General features: G+C 74.2%; 16 protein-coding genes. 3 read left to right on the forward strand and 13 right to left on the reverse strand.

What is annotated here, in order from left to right:
• Together DKT69_RS03230 and DKT69_RS03235 are read right to left on the reverse strand one after the other, a co-directional pair.
• On the reverse strand, positions 1-648 hold a 648-nt coding region (locus tag DKT69_RS03230; RefSeq protein ID WP_109800109.1), incomplete at its 3' end, for a hypothetical protein.
• Between the two features lie 16 nt (positions 649-664).
• Positions 665-1,288 carry an RNA polymerase sigma factor gene (locus DKT69_RS03235; RefSeq protein WP_109800110.1) on the reverse strand — a complete coding sequence of 208 codons (624 nt, stop codon included), beginning with the start codon at positions 1,286-1,288 and terminating at the stop codon, positions 665-667.
• A 553-nt stretch (positions 1,289-1,841) separates the two neighbouring features.
• Between DKT69_RS03235 and DKT69_RS03240 the strand changes: the two genes are divergently transcribed.
• A complete protein-coding gene (locus DKT69_RS03240; protein WP_109800111.1) occupies positions 1,842-3,212 on the forward strand; it encodes a serine/threonine-protein kinase in 1,371 nt (456 codons plus the stop codon).
• Between the two features lie 150 nt (positions 3,213-3,362).
• On the opposite strand, the gene DKT69_RS03245 is transcribed toward DKT69_RS03240, so the two are convergent.
• The 6 genes from DKT69_RS03245 to DKT69_RS03270 form a co-directional block, all read right to left on the reverse strand.
• Entirely contained in the window at positions 3,363-5,843 is a 2,481-nt protein-coding gene (locus tag DKT69_RS03245) for an ABC transporter permease (protein ID WP_109800112.1), read from the reverse strand.
• A 4-nt stretch (positions 5,844-5,847) separates the two neighbouring features.
• Complete coding sequence (locus tag DKT69_RS03250) at positions 5,848-6,624, reverse strand: ABC transporter ATP-binding protein (RefSeq protein WP_109800113.1); 777 nt, start codon at positions 6,622-6,624, stop codon at positions 5,848-5,850.
• Between the two features lie 151 nt (positions 6,625-6,775).
• Positions 6,776-7,441 (reverse strand): response regulator, encoded by a 666-nt coding sequence (locus tag DKT69_RS03255; protein WP_109800114.1) that lies wholly within the window; start codon positions 7,439-7,441, stop codon positions 6,776-6,778.
• Positions 7,438-8,673: a sensor histidine kinase gene (locus DKT69_RS03260; RefSeq protein WP_109800115.1), complete on the reverse strand. Its 1,236-nt coding sequence runs from the start codon at positions 8,671-8,673 to the stop codon at positions 7,438-7,440. The genes DKT69_RS03255 and DKT69_RS03260 overlap by 4 nt, the downstream gene beginning before the upstream one ends.
• Entirely contained in the window at positions 8,670-8,984 is a 315-nt protein-coding gene (locus DKT69_RS03265) for a hypothetical protein (RefSeq protein WP_146230975.1), read from the reverse strand. Before DKT69_RS03265 ends, DKT69_RS03260 begins: the two co-directional genes overlap by 4 nt.
• Positions 8,985-9,097: 113 nt before the next feature.
• Positions 9,098-9,337: a GntR family transcriptional regulator gene (locus tag DKT69_RS03270; RefSeq protein ID WP_109800117.1), complete on the reverse strand. Its 240-nt coding sequence runs from the start codon at positions 9,335-9,337 to the stop codon at positions 9,098-9,100.
• Between the two features lie 328 nt (positions 9,338-9,665).
• Between DKT69_RS03270 and DKT69_RS03275 the strand changes: the two genes are divergently transcribed.
• The gene (locus DKT69_RS03275; RefSeq protein ID WP_109800118.1) at positions 9,666-9,959 is read left to right on the forward strand and encodes a hypothetical protein; all 294 of its coding nucleotides are present in this window, start codon (positions 9,666-9,668) and stop codon (positions 9,957-9,959) included.
• A gap of 11 nt (positions 9,960-9,970) precedes the next feature.
• Here the strand turns inward: DKT69_RS03275 and DKT69_RS03280 are convergent, their stop codons facing one another.
• On the reverse strand, positions 9,971-10,732 hold the full coding sequence (locus DKT69_RS03280) for a hypothetical protein (protein WP_109800119.1): 762 nt from the start codon (positions 10,730-10,732) through the stop codon (positions 9,971-9,973).
• 7 nt (positions 10,733-10,739) lie between these two features.
• Positions 10,740-11,420 (reverse strand): DUF305 domain-containing protein, encoded by a 681-nt coding sequence (locus tag DKT69_RS03285; RefSeq protein WP_109800120.1) that lies wholly within the window; start codon positions 11,418-11,420, stop codon positions 10,740-10,742.
• A 138-nt stretch (positions 11,421-11,558) separates the two neighbouring features.
• Between DKT69_RS03285 and DKT69_RS03290 the strand changes: the two genes are divergently transcribed.
• On the forward strand, positions 11,559-13,007 hold the full coding sequence (locus DKT69_RS03290; RefSeq protein WP_109800121.1) for an LVIVD repeat-containing protein: 1,449 nt from the start codon (positions 11,559-11,561) through the stop codon (positions 13,005-13,007).
• A 57-nt stretch (positions 13,008-13,064) separates the two neighbouring features.
• Here DKT69_RS03290 and DKT69_RS03295 read toward each other — a convergent pair whose 3' ends face one another.
• From DKT69_RS03295 to DKT69_RS03305, 3 genes are all read right to left on the reverse strand, one after another.
• On the reverse strand, positions 13,065-14,066 hold the full coding sequence (locus tag DKT69_RS03295; RefSeq protein WP_109800122.1) for a carcinine hydrolase/isopenicillin-N N-acyltransferase family protein: 1,002 nt from the start codon (positions 14,064-14,066) through the stop codon (positions 13,065-13,067).
• A gap of 84 nt (positions 14,067-14,150) precedes the next feature.
• Positions 14,151-15,083 carry a PfkB family carbohydrate kinase gene (locus DKT69_RS03300; protein WP_109800123.1) on the reverse strand — a complete coding sequence of 311 codons (933 nt, stop codon included), beginning with the start codon at positions 15,081-15,083 and terminating at the stop codon, positions 14,151-14,153.
• Positions 15,084-15,133: 50 nt separating this feature from the next.
• Complete coding sequence (locus tag DKT69_RS03305) at positions 15,134-15,619, reverse strand: DUF1203 domain-containing protein (protein WP_109800124.1); 486 nt, start codon at positions 15,617-15,619, stop codon at positions 15,134-15,136.
• Positions 15,620-16,081: the final 462 nt, after the last annotated feature.

Here is a 16,081-nt window from a genome sequence, read left to right on the forward strand (position 1 = left end):
CCGCAGGCAGTAGTCCTCGACGCGGTCGGCGCCGCCGGCGACGCTCACCAGATCGCCGAAGCTGGGCGTCTCCAGCGCCTTGGCGCGCTGCTCTGGCGACTTGGCGAGGTACGACCGGCAGAGCCCGGTCAGCTGCGCCGTGGTCGCCGGTCGGCCCGGTCCGGCACCGGTGGTGCCGGGTGCCACGGACGGGCCGGTGCTGGCGGGGGTGCCCGGGCTGCTCCCGGTCGGGTCGGCCCCGCGGGTCGGCGACGGCGAGCCGTCGACGCCGGAGCTGGAGCTGCCCGGCGTGGTGGGTGCGGGTGGGGAGGTGGGCTGCTCGGGACGGTCGAGGCTGACCGCGGCGAAGGCCACGCCGGCGGTGGCGGTGGCGGCGAGCCCGGCGACCCAGGCCGCCGCGCCGACCCGGAGCCGCCGTCGCCGGGGTGCCGGCGCCGGCGCGAACGCGGGCGCCACGCGGGCCGCTCGGAACGCGGCCATGGCCTGCTCCTCCCCGGACAGCTCGCCCGGGTTCGCCGGGGCGGCCGCGGCGGCGAGCAGGTGCCGCAGCGGGTCCGCGTCGGCCGGGGGTCGGCCGTCCCGGGCCGCGTCGAGGAGACGCTCGGACTCCGCCCGGTCGGCGGGCCCGTCGGACCGGCGAAAGCTCATTCGGAATCCCCTCACGTCATCCGTCCGCCGGCTCGGCGTGGGGCGCGCTGGGCGCCTGCGATCCCCGACCGGTACGGGGGCGGGGCGGCGCCGACGGCTGGCCCGGCTCGCCGCGTTCGAGCAGCCCGGCGAGTCGGCGCAGCCCCCGGTGGGCGGCGGTGCGGACCGCGCCCGGGCGCCGCCCGAGGACCCGTCCGGCGGTCTCCGCGTCGAGACCGATCACCGCCCGGAGCAGCACCGCCTCGGCCTCCCGCGGCGGCAGGGTGGCGATCAGCGCGAGCGCCGCCTCGGTGCCGATGGTCTCCCCGGCCCGCTCGGCGGTGTCGGCGTCCCCGGCCAGCTCGCTGAGCGCCTGCACGGGCACCGGCAGCGACGGTCTGCGGCGCTGCCGGCGCAGATGGTCCATCGCGCGGTTGCGGGCGATGGTGACCGTCCAGGCCCGGATTTCGCCGCCGGTGAATCTGGGCAGGTCACGGGAGATCTGCAGCCAGGTTTCCGAGGCGACGTCCTCGGCGTCCGCGCCGACGAGCGCGGTGAGATAGCGGACCAGGCCGGGCTGCAGGGTGCGGTAAAGGAAACGGAATGCTTCCTCGTCCCCCGCCTGCGCGGCGACGACCGCCTCGTTCAGCTCACCGGTCATGGACCCGCCGTTCCGAATCCGCGGGCCGACCCGTGCCGGAGCCGGCGAGGCCGGCGCCCGCCCTGTCCGACAACCGGACCACCACCCGCACCATCAGCCCCCCGCTGACCCGATCGCGCCCGACGCCGGAGCGGCGGACGCACGTATGGACAACGCCGCGGAACACGGCCGTCGGCGGACATACGGTACCGGCGCCATGGGGCGGCCCAGAGCCGGGCTAACGCTAGGAGTGGATCGGTGGTGGGACAAGCCGCCGTTCGATCGGAAAGAGTGAGATTTGTCTACAACCTGACACGGCGAGTCGGTGTAACGGCAGGGGCCTTTCAGACGCTCGGTGCGCCGATCAGCGGACATCAGGTGAATCCGATGTCCTGAAGCCGGACATACGAACTCGTCAGCCCCATTTCCTGGCCGATCGTACCGGGGTCCGCAAGGTCGGCCGAACGGCGCGGATGCCGCCGACCATTCGGCGAATCGACCTCGAACCGGCCGCCGCTTCCGGCGGGAGAGATCGCGGGAAATACTCCGCCGCCACTCTGGGTACGGTAATGGGGTGTTGTCATCGGAAGTCGTACTCAGCGGTCGGTACCGCCTGGACGAACGTGTCGCCACCGGCGGCATGGGCGACGTCTGGCGTGCCACGGACCAGGTGCTGGGCCGTCAGGTCGCAGTGAAGGTCCTACTTCCGGCGCTGGTGTCCGACCCCGACTTCATCGCCCGGTTCCGCGCCGAGGCCCGGATCATGGCCTCGCTGCGCAGCCCCGGCATCGTGCAGGTCTTCGACTCCGGCGCGGACGACCTGCCCGACGGCAGCCGCGCCGACTACCTGGTCATGGAGTTCGTCGAGGGCGAGCCACTCTCCCGCCGCATCGAGGCCGCCGGGCAGCTCGAGGTCGCCGAGACGATGTCGATCGTGGCGCAGGTGGCCCAGTCCCTGCACGCGGCGCACGCCCGCGGCATCGTGCACCGGGACGTCAAGCCGAGCAACCTGCTGGTGCAGGAGGACGGCACGGTCGTGCTGGTCGACTTCGGCGTGGCCCGGTCGACCAACGTGACCAGCATCACCAGCACGAACGCCGTACCCGGCACCGCCCTCTACATGGCTCCCGAGCAGGCCGCGGGCCGTCCGGTCTCCGGGGCCACCGACATCTACGCGCTCGGCGCCGTGGCGTACTGCTGCCTCACCGGCAGTCCGCCGTTCACCGGCGACAATCCGCTCCAGGTCGCCGTGCGGCACCTCGACGACGAGCCGCCGGAGCTGTCGCACGACATCCCGCAGCCGGTCCGCGAACTGGTCGCGCGGGCGCTGGCGAAGGACCCGGCCGACCGCTTCCCGGACGGCGCCGCGATGGCGGCGGCGGCCCGCGCCGCGATCTCCGAGTCGCCCACCGCCATGGTGCCGGTCACGCTGCGCAGGCCGGCCGGCCCGATGACCACCCGGGACGACCACCCGATCGTGGCGCCGACGGCCACGGTCGGCCGAGCCGGTCGGCGCGGGCGACGTGGCGCGCTGGTCGGCGCGCTCGCGGCGGTGCTGGTGGGGCTGATCGCGCTCGGCGCCGCGCTCGGCGCGGCGAAATCGGCCGACAACAACCCGGCCACCACGATCGAGACCACGTCGCCCGGGGTCGCGCCCAGCGGCGAAGGCGAGGTCCCGGCCGCCACCGAGGCCGCCCCGACGGACCAGGACGGTCGCACCTACCGTCCGGCCGGGCCGGGCAACCGGCCGTCCCCGTCGGCTTCGGCGACACCGAGCCGGACGCCGACCCCGGCTACCTCGCCGTCGACATCACCGGAGCCCTCGACGGTCGAGACCACGCCGACGAGCACCGAGCCGGTGCCGACTGACACGACCACGACCACCGCGCCGGTACCGACGGACACGAGCACCACGACCACCCCTCCGGACACCCCAGAGGGCTGAACCGGCCCGATCCATCGCCGGCACCGGTGCGCCGCTGCTCCGCACCGGCCACAGGGGACCGGCCAACCTCGCCGCACCGCCTGATCCGAAGCGGCCGCGCTCCGGTCCCGCTGCTAGCGGGCCCGAGCGCGGTCGCTCACCGCGCCGTTTTCACTCCGCGCCGAGCGCCTCGACCACCGGCCGGGCCAGCGCCCGCCGGGCCGGCAGGACGGAGGCGGCGAGCGCGGCCAGCACCGCCACCGCGAGGATCAGGCCGAGCCGCCCCCACGGCATGACCAGGGTGAAGTCGCCGCCGATCCGGGCCACCACGGCCATCGCGCCCGCGCTGACGCCGGTGCCCAGCGCGATCCCGAGCAGCGTGCCGACCAGGGCGGTGAGCACCGCCTCGACGGCCAGCACGGCGCGCATCCCGCCCCGGGTCAGCCCGACCGCCCGCAGCACCGCGTTCTCCCGGGTGCGTTCGACCACCGACAGGCTGAGCGTGTTCGCCACCCCGACCAGCGCGATCACCACGGCCAGGCCGAGCAGCGCGGTGACGAAGGCGAGCACCATGTCCACCGTGCCGGTGAGCATCTTCTTGTACGCGGCCTGGTCCATCAGATTGACCGTGGGGTAGTCGGCGAGCACGGACTCGATCGCGGTCCGGGCCGCGGCCGGGGAGACCCCGTCGGCGGGGTCGACCTCCGCCAGGTACCCGCGCTCGGCCGGGAAGAGCCGGCCGAAGTCGGCGTCCACCACGTCGACCACGAAACCGGCGGGCACCGGGCTGCCGGCCAGCACCGGACCGTCGTCGGCGACCACCGCCGCCACCCGGAACGTCCGACCGGCGACGGTCACGGTCGAGCCGACGGTCCAGCCCCGCGCCGCGGCCACCTGCCGGTGCACCAGCACGGTGCCGGGGCCGAGCCGGCCGACGTCACCGGAGTCCACGGCGGTCAGCGTCCGGCCGATCAGGGCGGGGTGCGCCGACCGCACACCGACACCGCCGACGACGCGGCTGCGCTGCTCGTGCACGACGCCCAGCTCCGGTCGGGCGGCCAACTCCCCGGCCAGCGGCGCCGGCAGGTCCGCCCCGATCCCGGTGACCAGGAAGTCCACCCCGATCTCCGCGTCCACGGCGCGCTCGATGCCCGCCTTCGCGCTGCCCGCCCCGACCACGAACGCCGACACCAGACCGATCCCGATGACCAGCGCGGTGGCGGTCGCGGCGACCCGGCGCGGGTTGCGGACCGCGTTGGCCACGGCGAGCCCGGCGGTCGCGCCGAGCAGTCGCCGGGCCGGCCGGCCCAGCACCCGGACCAGCGCCGGCACCAGCACCGGGCCGAAGAGCACGATGCCGAAGAAGCTGAGCACCCCGCCGGCGGCCACCAGCGGCACCTGACCGGCCAGGCCGGCGCCGACCAGCGCCGCCACCCCGGCGGCGAAGACCAGCGCGCCCAACGCCAGCCGCATCCGGCCGGCCCGCCGGGACGGCCGCACCGCCGCGTCGGTGAGCGCGGCCACCGGCGGCACCCGGGTCCCCTGCCAGGCCGGCAGCGCCCCCGCGCCGACGGTGAGCAGCGTGCCGAGGCCGAGGCAGAGCAGCACCGTCCGGGCGGTGAGGGTGAGCCCGCCGGAGGTCGGGGCCTCCCGCGCGGACAGCAGCGCGTTCAGTCCGCCGGCGAGCGCGGCGCCGGCGAGGACGCCGAGCACCGAGGCGAGCAGCCCGATCACCGCCGCCTCCAGCAGGGTCGCCCGGAACACCTGCCCGCGGGTGGCGCCGACCAGCCGCAGCAGCGCGGTCCGCCGGGTCCGCTGGGCGAGCACGATGGCGAAGGTGTTGGCGATGACGAAGCCGGCCACCACGACGGACACCGCCGCGAAGGTCATCAGGAACAGGCCGAACTGGCGCTGGTCGCGTACCGCGTCGTCGACCGCGTCGTCGAGGATCTGCTGCCGCTCCTTCACCGTCGCCCCGGCCCCGGCCACGGCGCGGACCCGTTCGGCCAGCGCCCGCGGGTCCGTCCCGGGACGGGCGGCCACCATGATCCGGCCGTACCCGGGCTCGCCGGTCACCGCGAGCGCGTCGGCGCCCACCAGCCCCAGGTACGGTCCGCCGACGTCCCGCGGGGTGCCGGCCACGTCCACCGTGCCGACCAGGGTGTACGGCCGGGCCGCTCCCCCGGACCCGCCGACCCGTACCGGTGAGCCGAGCCGGAAGCCCTCGTCGGCGACGGTCGGCGCGTCGAGCACCAGCTCGCCGGGGCGGGCCGGCAGCCGGCCGGCCACCACGTCGTACGACTGGAGGGCCGGATCGGTGGGGATCGCGGCGAGGACGGCGTACCCGAGCACCGGGCGGCCGTCGGAGCCGACCACCCCGGCGGAGCCGGTCAGCTCGCCGTCGGCGGCGGCCACCCCGTCGACGGCCCGCACCTGGTCGACCAGGGCGGGCGGCAGGGGCGTCTTCCCGGCGTACACGGCCAGGTCGGTGTGCCGGTCGAAGGTGCCGGCGCGCTCGTACGCGGCGGCCCGCATGCCGTCGGTGAAGATCAGCGTGCCGGCGACGAAGGCGACGCCCAGGACGATGGCGAGCGAGGAGAGCAGCAGGCGCAGCCCGTCGGCGCGTACCTGGCGCAGGGTCAGACGGAACATCGGGTCACCGCCCCTGGGCCGGCGTGGCGGCCGGGTCGAGGCGGGTGAGCGCGTCGAGGACCTGCCCGGCGGTCGGCGCGATCAGTTCGTGGACCAGGCGGCCGTCGGCGAGGAAGACCACCCGGTCGGCGTGCCCGGCGGCCACCGGGTCGTGGGTCACCATCACGACCGTCTGGCCGAGGGTGTCGACCGCCTCGCGGAGCAGGCGCAGCACCTCGGCGCCGGAGCGGGAGTCCAGGTTGCCGGTCGGCTCGTCGGCGAAGACCACCCACGGCCGGGTGATCAGCGCCCAGGCCACCGCGACCCGCTGCTGCTGCCCGCCGGAGAGTTCGGCGGGCCGGTGCCGGAGCCGGTCGGTGAGCCCCACCGCGGCGACCACCTGCCGCAGCCAGGCCGGGTCGGGCCGCCGGCCGGCGATGGCCAGCGGCAGGACGATGTTCTCCTCGGCGGTGAGGGTGGGCAGCAGGTTGAACTTCTGGAAGACGAAGCCGATCCGGTCCCGGCGCAGCAGCGTGAGCCGCCGGTCGTCGAGGCGGGCGAGGTCCGCGTCGCCGATCCGCACCGCGCCGCCGCTCGGCCGGTCGAGCCCGGCGAGGCAGTGCATCAGCGTGGACTTGCCGGACCCGGAGGGTCCCATGATGGCGGTGAACCGGGCGGCGGCGAAGTCGAGGTCGACGCCGTCGAGCGCGACGACCCGGGACTGGCCGGCGCCGTACTCCTTGCGCAGGTCGCGGGTGGTGACCGCGACGCCGGCAGCGGTCGTGACAGGTGCGACGGACACGTGGTGCTCCCCGTGTTTCAGGCGGTGGATCTGACCCTTCCGACGCTAGGCGCGGCACCGGCCGGTTGATCTCCACCTGCGCGCTCGACCTGGGTACGACCGGGGTCGCCCCGGACCGGGTGGACCCGTACGACCCAGGTCGTACGCCCGCTCAGCCGCCGGGGGTGACCAGCCCGCTCTCGTACGCCAGCACCACCGCCTGCACCCGGTCGCGGAGCTGGAGTTTCGCCAGGATCCGGCCGACGTGGGTCTTCACCGTCGCCTCCGCGACGTGCACCCGGGCGGCGATCTCCGCGTTGGACAGGCCCTGCGCCACGAGCAGCAGCACCTCCCGTTCCCGCTCGGTGAGCTGGGCCAGCCGGGGGTCCTCGGTCGGGCCGGGACCGAGCTGACCGGCGAACCGGTCCAGCAGCCGCCGGGTGATCGACGGCGCCACCACCGAGTCGCCCTCGGCGACCACCCGGATCGCGGCCAGCAGCTCCTCCGGCGGGACGTTCTTGAGCAGGAAGCCGCTCGCCCCCGCCTGGAGGGCGGCGAACGCGTCGGCCTCGGTGTCGAAGGTGGTGAGCACCAGCACCCGGGGCCGACCCAGCGGCCGCCCGGCGCAGATCCGGCGGGTCGCCTCCACCCCGTCCATGGTCGGCATCCGGATGTCCATCACCACCACGTCCGCCTCGACCCGGTCGAGCACCCGCAGCGCGTCGGCGCCGTCGATCGCCTCGCCGACCACCGCCAGGTCGGGCTGGGAGTCCAGCACCATCTTGAACCCGGCGCGCACCAGCGCCTGGTCGTCCACGATCACCACCCGGACCGTCATGCCGCCACCCCCTCGGCCGCCGACGGTAGCGGCAGCCGCACCTCGACCCGCCAGCCCCCGGCCAGCCGCGGCCCGGCGGTGAGGCTGCCGTCGTACACGCTGACCCGCTCGCGCATGCCGACCAGGCCGTGCCCGCCGGACGGCGCCGGCTGGACCAGCGGCCGGCCGCGCCCGTCGTCGACGGCCCGGACCAGCACGGCGTCGTCGGAGTACCCGAGGTCCAGCTCGACGGACGCGCCCACCCCGGCGTGCTTGAGGGCGTTGGTCAGCGCCTCCTGCACCACCCGGTACACGGTCAGCTCCAGGCCCGGCGGCAGCGCCACCGGCTCGCCGGTCACGGTCCAGGCGATCCGCAGCCCGGCGGCGCGGAACCGGTCCAGCAGCTCGGGCAGCTCGACCAGCGCCGGCCGGCGGTGCGCCGGCTCCGCCGACCACCCGCCGCCGTCGGCCTCACCCGCCATCCCGGGCGCGGCCACCGGCTCCGGCCGGCTCGGTTCCCGCAGTACGCCCACCAGCCGCCGCATCTCCTCCAGCGCCTGCCGGCCGGTGTCGGCGACCACCTTGACCGCCTCGCGGGCGGTGGCCGGGTCCCGGTCGATGGTGAAGCGGGCGCCGTCGGCCTGCACGATCATCACCGCCATGCTGTGCGCGACCACGTCGTGCAGCTCCCGGGCGATCCGGGTGCGCTCCTCGGCCACCGCCGCCCGGGACTCCGCCTCCCGCTCGCGTTCCAGGGTGGCGGCCCGCTCCTCCAGGGTCAGCACGTAGAGCCGGCGGGTCCGCACGTTGAGGCCGACCAGCCAGACCGCGCCGGTGATCAGCCCGAAGTAGATCGCGCTCGCCCACCAGGCCGCCGGCCCGCGGACCTGGAGCGCGGCGAGCACCACCCCGACCGCGGCGGCCGCACCGGCGAGGATGCCGTCCCGCAGCCGGTCGGCGTACTTCACCACGCTGTAGAGGGCGATCAGCACGGCGATGTCGTAGCCCAGCGGACCCCAGCCGGCGATCACCTGGGTGAGCGCGAGGGCGCCCACCACGACGGCCACCGGCGTCGGGTGCGACCGCCGGAACAGCAGCGCCACCGCCATCGCGCAGCCGACCAGGGTCGCCTTCCAGCCGCCCGGCTGGGTGACCACGCCGGCGACGGCGAAGAGCACCACCAGGCCGGAGACGGCGACGTCGAACGCGACGCCGCGCAGCGGACGGCCGAAGATCGTGCGGTTCACGGTCACCCAGCGTACGGGGCGTCCCGCTCGTCGATGCCCACCGTCGGCCCCGCTTCGAAGCCAGCGGCCACGGCGACCGACCAGGCGACCCACTCAGCGGCGAACCGCCCGCGCACCCGGTGCAACGTGGCCCGCCCCGACGCCGGCCAAGCCGAACCGGTGATGGCCACTGTCCAGCCGTCGACCGCGCCGGGCGCCCAGTCGCTCACTGCCCGGCTGAGGGCATCGGCCTCAGCCCGGGAAGACAGCACGACCCGGATCTCCGTGTCGCCGACCAGCTCCGGCAGCAACGCGGTCGCCCGTCTCAGGTGGGCCAACAGGTGGGCGGTACCCAAGACGCGCTCGGGTTGCCCTTCGCCGGCGGCCAACACGACCCAGGCTGGCGTGCGGTCAGACGCCGGCCGATCGTTGTGCCCTCGCCGGCCGGTCCTCACGAGGAACGGTCGGCGACGAAGACGCCGAGACCCTGGTGGCCGTACAGTTCGCCAGTTTCGATGAGGATCGTGATGGCCTGGCGGACCGTCGACTGACTGCCGACCTCGTACAGGTCGGCGAGAGCCTTGGTCGAGGGCAGCTTGTGTCCGGGCGGCCACTCGCCCGAGGCGATGCGTTCCCTGATGTCGGCGATGATCCGCCGATAGTGCGGCTCGAACTTCCGTGGTGCGGGCATGCGAAGTACTCCCAGCTAGGCCCACACATCTGATCACGGCCCGCGGGAGAACTTCAAGAGCAACGTTGACTTTACCAGTATTGTCGGTAGGGTGCAGAGACGAGGAAAGGCCCCAGCTAGGCACTGCGGCCCCTTCCTTCGTCGGAGCGGCAACCGGACGGTCAGAGGGCCGCCGTGCTGCTCCGACGCCAGCAACCTGAGCCGTCGGCAGACGGCCGACAAGGAGCAGGCCCGGGGTGGGTGCCGGGCTCCGGCCGGCGTGGGCGCGCGGTCGCGCCGGTCGCCCCCGCCCGCCTCGGCGCCACCTGCCCATCGACCAGGGAGGGTCATGGATTCGACCGACGCCGTCCTCGACGGGCTTCCGCTGCCGCCCCGGTGGATCGTCCACCTCCCCACCACCCTCACCAGCCTGGACGAGGCGATCTCCCTGACCGTCGCGCTGCGGGACTCGTTGCGCCACGTCACCGCCATCGACTTCGGCGAGACCACCCTCAGCGAGGAGGACCGCCAGTTCGTGCGTACCCGGGTCTGGTGCGACGCGCTGCTCGGCGACTCGGCCCGCTGCCCCCTCCCGGCCGACCACGATGGAGCCTGCACCGGCCGCGACGGCCGACCGCGGTAGCCCCTGAGCCGTCAGGCGAACCGTTCGGTCGTCACGGGGATCAGCCCCTGCCGGCGCAGGACGGCGGTCAGTTCGTGCAGCACCGGCCCGACGGCGTCGTCGGCGTCGGTCGCCAGCGAGGCGGTCAGGTCGAGGCACCAGGCGAGGCCCTGGCCGATCCTGCGGAGGTTCCAGTCGAACAGGTCGCTGCCTACCCGCAGTCGGCCGGCGGGCATCCCCCGTGCCTGGTCGGCAGGATCGTCTTCGGCCGGCGTCCGCCACCCGGCACTCAGGTTCGCCAGTTGGTCCGCACGAAGGTCCTTGGCGAACAGGACGCGGTAGACCCGCTGCTCGTGGAATCCGTCCGGTGCGTCCGCCGGACCGAGCCGGAGCGGCGGCGCGGTCGGAAACGGTTCGTAGTGACGGAAGTAGGTACGCAGTACGGCTTCGGCGGGCAGCCGTCCCCCGCCGAGCTGCCGGTAGGACGCCTCGGCGGCGCCGCGGCCGACCGGCGTCACCCGCCCGGACAGCTTCGGGTCGGTGCGCATGCCGCGGCTGAAGGATGCGAAGCTCCACCAGCCGCCGTCCGCCGGTGTCCACCCTGCACTCCGCAGGCCCAAGGTCGACCAGTCGCAGTCCCGGACGAACTCCTCCACGAGGATCCCCTCCGCCCGGGGTTCCGGCGGGCGGGCGCTGATCGGCGAGAGGATCAGGTAGTAGTCCAGCCGCGGTCGCGGCTCGGCGGTATGGGAGACCGCCGCCGGTCGCCCGGTCCGATGCGGATTGGTGGTCATGTGGCGGTCAGCGGGCCAGCAGTTCGTGCATCCGGTCGATCTCGACGCCCTGCTCGGTGGCGACCGAGTTGGCGAACTCGTTCATGGTCAGGTCCGCGCCCACCTTGAGCAGGTCGGTCGCCATCGTGACGGCACCCTGGTGGTGCGCGGTCATCATCTGGACGAAGAGCCGGTCGAAGTCCGCGCCCCGGGCGGCCGCGAGCCGCCGCATGGCCTCCGGGGACTGCATGCCCCGCATGGTGCCGTGGTCGTGGCCGGCGACCTCCGCGGGCAGCCCACGCGCGGCGAGCCAGCCCCGCATCAGGCCGATCTCCGGCTCCTGGGCGGCCCGGATGCGGTCGGCGACTGCGCGGACCCGCGGGTCGGCGGCCCGGCTCTCGGCGAGCGCGGCCATCTCCAGCGCCTGCTGGTGGTGCGGGATCATCATCCGGACGAACCAGACGTCGAGGCTGTTGTACCGGGGTGGTGACGCGTCCCGGACCTCCTGCGCCGGGCGGACCGCCGCCGACTCCCCCGGCCGTCCGGGCACGATGACCGGGGGTACGTCCGCCGTGGGCGACGCGCTCGACGTCGCTGCGGCAACCTCCGGGGCGCTGTCGGCGGGCGACCGAAGGGTCAGGCCGAGGACGACCAACACCAGGGCTCCAACTGTGACGGCGATGAGCGTCCGTCCACGTCGGTCAGTCATGCGCGACCCCTCCCGGTCGAGGTGACAGCGATCCTATCCATAGACAATGGAACCCGAATGTGACTCAGGTCACATTGATGTCGGTCGTCCGCCGGTAAGGTGTGGGCAATCGTCATCCCCTTTCGAAGGGTCTCGCCGATGATCAGATTCACTGCGTCTCGGTCCCGTCAACTCCGGATAGTGAGCCTGGCCGCCACCGGCCTGCTCCTTGCCAGCGTCGCCACCGCCACCAGCGCTCAGGCGACACCCCGACTCAGCGCCGAACCCGCCACGGTGGACGCCGCCGGGCTCGGTGTCGACCAGATCTCCAGCAGCCCCAACATCCGGCAGATCGCCCACCTGCCGAAGCAGGCGCCGTTCGACACCGAGAGCGCCTTCGGCACCGACATGGCCTTCCAGGGGCCGTTCGCCTACGTCGGCAACTACAACGGGTTCGTCATCTACAACATCGCGAACGCGTCCAAGCCGAAGATCATGTCGCAGGTGCTCTGCCCCGGGTCCCAGAACGACGTCTCCGTCTACGGTGACCTGCTCTTCCTCTCCACCGACTCCTCCCGCAGCGACGACTCCTGCAACAGCGTCTCGCAGTCGGCGTCGGTGAAGGAGTCCTGGGAGGGCATCAAGGTCTTCGACATCAGCGACAAGGAGAACCCGCGCTACATCAAGTCGGTCGAGACCGACTGCGGCTCGCACACGCACACCCTGGTGCCCGGGAAGGACGGCGACTCCGTCTACCTGTACGTCTCCTCGTACAGCCCGACCGCGTCGTTCCCCGACTGCCAGCCGCCGCACGACTCGATCTCCATCGTGAAGGTGCCGCTGAACCAGCCCACCGACGCGGCGGTCGTCAGCACGCCGAACCTCTTCCCGGACGGCGGGTACCCGGGCCGCCCGGGCGGCTCGGCGACGACCGGCTGCCACGACATCACCGCGTACCCGGAGAAGGACCTGGCCGCCGGCGCCTGCATGGGTGACGGCATCCTGATGGACATCTCCGACCGGGAGGCGCCCCGGGTGATCAACCAGGTCCGGGACACGGTCAACTTCGCCTTCTGGCACTCGGCCACGTTCAACAACACCGGCACCAAGGTCATCTTCACCGACGAGCTGGGCGGCGGTGGCGCGGCGACCTGCAACACGACCGTCGGGCCGAACCGCGGCGCGGACGCCATCTACGACATCACCGGCAGCGGTGACGCCCGGACGATGGTGTTCCGCAGCTACTTCAAGATCCCCCGGGCCAACTCCAGCACCGAGAACTGCGTGGCCCACAACGGCTCGCTGATCCCGGTGCCCGGGCGCGACATCATGGTCCAGGCCTGGTACCAGGGCGGCATCTCCGTCTGGGACTTCACCGACTCGTCGGCACCGCGGGAGATCGGCTACTGGGAGCGGGGACCGATCTCCGACACCCAGCTGATCCTCGGCGGCGCCTGGTCGTCGTACTACTACAACGGCAACATCTTCTCCAGCGACATCCAGAAGGGCCTGGACGTGCTGGAGATCGACCAGGAGTCCATCCCGGGAGCCAACACGAGGCACTTCAACCGGCTCAACGTGCAGACCCAGCCCGACTACCGGGACTGACGTTCCACGCCGCACTCGGGCCCGGCCCCGCACCACGGGGGCCGGGCCCGACGCCGGTCAGCTCATCGCCAGCTGGTAGCGGCGCTCGCCGCCGCCCCTCGCGGTGACCAGCCGCACCTCCCCGGTGCGCAGGCCGTACGTCACCGACCAGCGGGTGTGCGGCTGCCGGACGGCGTCGAGGAGCTTCAGCGCGGCCGGGGAGTCCACCACCCCGCCCGCCTTGTCCAGTGCGGCCGCGATGACGCCGTACCGGTGGTCCTGCCGCAGCCGCCGCTCGGGCACGTCGATCACGGGCACGTTGGTCAACGCCTGCCAGCGGCCCCGACCCCGCTGGGCCCGCAGCCTCCCGTCGACGAACTCGACCACGGCGGACGCGCCGGTGGCATCCGCGAGCAGGTAGTGCAGCGGCGGACCGCCGGCGAAGTCCAGGTTGTAGCGCTCGAAAACGCCGATCGCCTCGTCCACCGTGGCGGCGTTGTCCAGCACGAGGCGCAGGATGCGTACCGAGCCGGCGGTGGGGCGGCCCGGCACCGGACGGGCGGTCGCCCGGTCGTCGGCGGCCAGCCCGACGGCGAGCCCACGCTCGTTCATTCCGTCGAACGGCAGCAGCGGCGCGTTGAGCAGCCGCCGGTCGCCGGCCGGATCGGGGCCGACACCGAGGTAGGAAATGTCCACCAGGGAGATCGAGGCGTACCCGTCCGGCGGGTCGGTCCGCAGCACCAGGGCCGGATTGGGTTCCCAGTCGAAGTTGCGAGCGAACAACGGCCGGCCACGGTCGCCGAGCGCGGCGAAGAGCGAACAGCCGAACGGGCTCGCCGTGGGCGGCGCGGAAATGCCGACCGTCGGGTCGTAGTCGCCCGCGTAGGTCATCTCGTACAGCGGCAGGTCGTCGACCTTGCGCAGGCTGGCCAGGGTCCGCTCGACCTGGCCCGGGTCCTGCCGCGAGGCCATCGGCGTCCCGGCCGCGGCCGGGCGCGGCGCCGGGGTCGGCGGACGCGTGCACCCGGTGCCGGCGACAAGCAGGGCGCCGCCGGCGGCGAGCAGAGTCCTCCTCCGCATACCGGCGACGCTACGGCTGGCACGGACGGTTGTCCATGGCCGCAGCGATCGCCCGGCTGCCTCGCCGTCCCGGCGGGCCGGCTGTCAGGGTGCCGGGATGCGGGCCAGCTGCTCCTCGATCGCCGCTGCGGAGAGGGCCGGCCGGCCGCCGGGATGGCCCACCGTGGCTCCGGCGGCCGCGACCGCGTACCGGGCGGTGTGCTCGGGCGGGTCGCCGCGGAGCAGGCCGACGGTGAGCGCGGCGACGAAGGCGTCGCCGGCGCCGGTGGTGTCCACCGTGGGCGTCTCGCTGAGCGGCACGAACAGCTCGCCGCCCGGCCAGGCGAAGGCGTTCCCCTCCCCCGCCACCTCGATGGCCACCAGCGACGGTCCCCGCCCGAGCAGCTCCCGGCCGGCCCGCAGGCCGGCGTCGGCGTCCTTCGGCGGGTCGCCGACGATCAGCCCGGCCTCCCGCGCGTCGGCGCGCAGCACGTCGGCGAGGGTGAGCAACTCCGCCGCGCCGTCCGGGTCGTCCGGCGCGCCGTCGAGCAGCACCAGCCGGTCGGCCGCCCGGGCACACCGCGCCGCCGCGAGCGCCGCCGGCAGCGGCTGCTGCAGCTGTACGAGCACCGCCCGGGCCGCCCGCACCACGTCCTCCGCGCCGGCCACGTCCGCCTCGGTCAGCAGGGTCTCCTCGGGGATGTCCTCCAGGTAGCGCCAGCGGCCGTGGGCGTCCACCACGTCGACGATGAGCGCGCTCGGCGTGCCCTCCCGGCGCACCACCGGTGCCACGTCGATGCCGTCGCTGCGCGCCTGGCCGAGCAGCCGGTCCCCGACCTCGTCCAGCCCCACCACCCCGAGCAGGCCGACCCGCGCGCCGAGCTGTGCGAGGCCCACGGCCTGGTTGGCGCCCTTGCCGCCGAGCAGCTCCCGGCGACGCCGCACGAGGGCCGTCCGGGAGGCGCCGGGAACCTCGTCCACCAGCAGCACGAGGTCCCGCGCCACCTGCCCGACCGCGATCGCGTCCAGTCCCGCCATGCCGGGCTGATACCCGGGCCGCCGCCGGTCACGCCCCGGGACGGGGTGGCTCAGTCGTGGGCCCGCTCGACCGTGAACATGAAGCAGCCGTAAACCACGTTGCGGCTGTGCAGCGCGACCACCGCCGGGTCGGCGAACAGCTCGGCGATGACCGCCTCCGGGTCGTCGCCGTCGTGCCGCCGGCCGCCGTGGATGCGGCCCCGCCGGTCGTACGCCCGCAACACCTGCGGACGTCCCCGCCAGGGCGCCGGGTAGCCGCCGGCGGGATCGGCTCCCCGGCAGTCCGCGTCGTGGGCGAAGACCGGCCCCACCTCCCGGTACGGCCCGGCGGCCAGCGGCGGCGCGTAACCGAACAACAGCAGCGGCTCGCCCGGATTCGCATCGCGCAGGCAGCAGCGCAGCGGCTCCCCGCCCTCGGCGGTGGACCGCTCCACCGGCTGCCCCGCCGCGTCCAAGCCGGTGGCCCGAACGGCGGCCAGCGCCCCGGCCGGCAGCGGGCGGACGAGGAACGTGTTGTTGCCGAGTGCTGTCGTCATGACCCCAGCCTCGCGCGACCCGGAACGGGATGCTGGCGGCGATCGGACCTCGCGTCACCGTTCCAGTGCTCAGCCGGGCAGCGCCGCCTCGTCGCCACCGCGGGTGCGGCGCGGGCCGACCAGCCGGCGGACCACCGGGCGGCGTTCCACTTCGCCGCGCCGACCAGGTCCCGGGCATTGTGATCTCGCCGCGCGGGGCGAGGACGGCGAGCATCCGGCGAAAGGTGGGGGTCGGCCTCCGGGCCGATGCTGAGCGCGATGCCGCACATTCTGCTTCCTACTTCTTGCTCATTGCTGAGCGGTTCGGATAAATTCGCTCTCCGCTCGGCGGTGGCCGGGCTGGAGTCCTGGACCGGCAGTCTGGTCCGGTGGCGATCGGTCCTGTCCTGCAGGATCTGCTTCACCTTGTGGTGTGGGGTGTGCAGGGCGATGTCGGGGTCGCCGGCTCGTTGCAGGATGTTG

Source organism: Micromonospora sicca (assembly GCF_003172935.1).
Taxonomy (GTDB): Bacteria; Actinomycetota; Actinomycetes; order Mycobacteriales; family Micromonosporaceae; genus Micromonospora; species Micromonospora sicca.